Here is a 1973-nt window from a genome sequence, read left to right as displayed (position 1 = left end):
GGAGGCGCCGCCCGTCGGATTACCCGGCGGGGAGCTGGGCACAACGGATGCAGGCCCGCTGCGCGGGGGGTGCGGGCGGGCGAATCGGGCGGTGTCGAGCGGGACAAGCCAACAGTCACATGATCAGCAGCCGTTACTGAGGTTGGAGGCGTGATGTCGTCATAGTGAGCCCGGTGCCGGCGAGGCATCGGTCGATGAGGTCGGGCCGGTATTGGACCTGGCGAAGGCCCCGTCGCAGGGTGCGCATCAGGTGGGTCGGGTCGGTGAAGGCGGTGTTGGCCTGACAGCGCCTTCGCAGCAGGGACCAGATGCCCTCGACGGGGTTGAGCTGTGGTGCGTAGGGCGGCAGGTAGTAGACGGTGATCCAGTCGTGGGAGTCGATGAACTGACGCGATGTGCGGTCGCGATGAACCTTGAGGTTGTCCCAGACCAGGATGATCGGCCCGCCGAGTGCTGGTGGCCGGCGAGCAGCAGATCGCGGTAGTCCGTCCAGGAGAAGCTGCGGCGGCCGCCGGCCTTGTGGTCCGCATGGCCGACCGGCCGGTAGATCAGCCGCGAGCGCTCGCCTGTCTTGTAGCAGGCCAGGGCGGCGATGGAGATTAGGCGCTGAGATCGTCCGCGGACGCGGACGGTCGGGGTGTTGCCGCGGCGGGACCAGGGGTCGGGCGGTGGGCGGCGTCACCGAGAAGCCGGCCTCGTCTGCGAAGACGACGTAGGCGTCCAGCGCCGCCGCGGCGCTTGCGCGCGGGGCCAGGTCTCCTTCACCCATCCGGCTATGACTGCCTCGTCCCGCTCGGCCGCGCATCTCGAGGGGACCTGGTGGCTCCAGCCGTGACGTCGCAGCATCAGCGAGATCCCCGAGAGCGTGAACGACTTGTGGAACCGCCGTCCGATGAGCGTCTTGAGCCGGGCCAGGGTCCAGGTCTGGTCCGGCCAGCCGTGCGCCACGGCACCCTTGGCCAGCTCGGCTTCCAGCGCGGCGAACAGCGTCTCGCTCAGCTTCGGCGTCGAGACCGGTCCAGCGGATCGCAGCCCCTCGGCGCCGGCGTCCTGCCAGGCCCGTCGCCACCGATACACCGAGCCCACGCTCACTCGCCAGTCCTTGGCGACCTCCGCGTTGCAGGCACCCGCAGCGAAAATGCCCGGCGGCCTCCATCCGGATCCGCTCACGAACACCTGCCGTTCAGGCGTCAGCCCACCACCCTGCGGATACCTCATACAACCGGCATACCGCGACGATCACGATCCGTCAGCCCCCAACGACAAGGTCCTGACTGCAATGCCGGGAGTCGGTGTCAGCCCCGGAGCCCGCATTTTGATCGAGGGTGGGGAAGGCAGGGCGCGCTCTGCACAGGCCCAGGCGAAGATGACGCAGAGCAGCGTCGTCGACGCGTCGCGAACATCTCCGGTCAAAGCACCCTGTCGCCAGCGAACTCTAACGTCGATGCAGTCGACCAGGTGTCGAAGAGATAAGTGCAGACGACGACACCGCCGAAGAGATCCTCCGGGAAGTCCTCCGCCTACCGAGGGCGGTTACTGCAACACCTTCCGACCGCGGGCCACCTCGCCGCCTACGCCGGGCTCACCCAGCGAAACGCACCTCGTCGACCCGCGGCGAAAAACCTCCAGAAGAGGACCAAAGTAACTCAAAAGGGTCTTTTCCTCTCCGTGTATGACCCGGCCACGGCCAAACGAACCTACGGATCTTCAGCCCTGACCAAAAAACATAGAGCCCCCCGGTAGATCCACACCACAAAAAGCAGGGTGGCCGCAGCGGGGGAGAGGTTTCACACGCTTGCCGTCACACAGTCCAACCCGTCGCCGGGGCCATCCCCATGACCGGGGGAGGCTCTGTCCCGGAACCGACAGCATCCCGGATGCCCAGCCCACGCCGTCGGCCTACGTGGAGCCCGGAATCTGAGCCGAAAGGAGGCTTCTTCAGTCGCTTCAGTCGCTGTTCTAGGTAGTTGACC

The 1973-nt window shown here is 66.8% G+C and carries 1 protein-coding gene and 1 pseudogene; both read right to left on the bottom strand.

Translation table 11 applies throughout. The features are described from left to right. Positions 1-133 precede the first annotated feature (133 nt). Positions 134-682 (bottom strand): annotated as a pseudogene (locus tag AB0N17_RS46380) (transposase). Continuing rightward, positions 679-1218, bottom strand: coding sequence for a winged helix-turn-helix domain-containing protein (locus tag AB0N17_RS46375; RefSeq protein ID WP_366017687.1), 540 nt, complete (start codon positions 1216-1218; stop codon positions 679-681). Before AB0N17_RS46375 ends, AB0N17_RS46380 begins: the two are co-directional and overlap by 4 nt. Positions 1219-1973: the final 755 nt, after the last annotated feature.

It is taken from the genome of Streptomyces sp. NPDC051133, from assembly GCF_040682635.1.
Taxonomy (GTDB): Bacteria; Actinomycetota; Actinomycetes; order Streptomycetales; family Streptomycetaceae; genus Streptomyces.
This window is presented reverse-complemented; position numbering and strand designations above follow the sequence as displayed.

Bases quoted from the DNA above. Each gene is read 5' to 3' on its own strand.
- AB0N17_RS46375 (WP_366017687.1), bottom strand. From the start codon at position 1,218: ATGAGGTATCCGCAGGGTGGTGGGCTGACGCCTGAACGGCAGGTGTTC.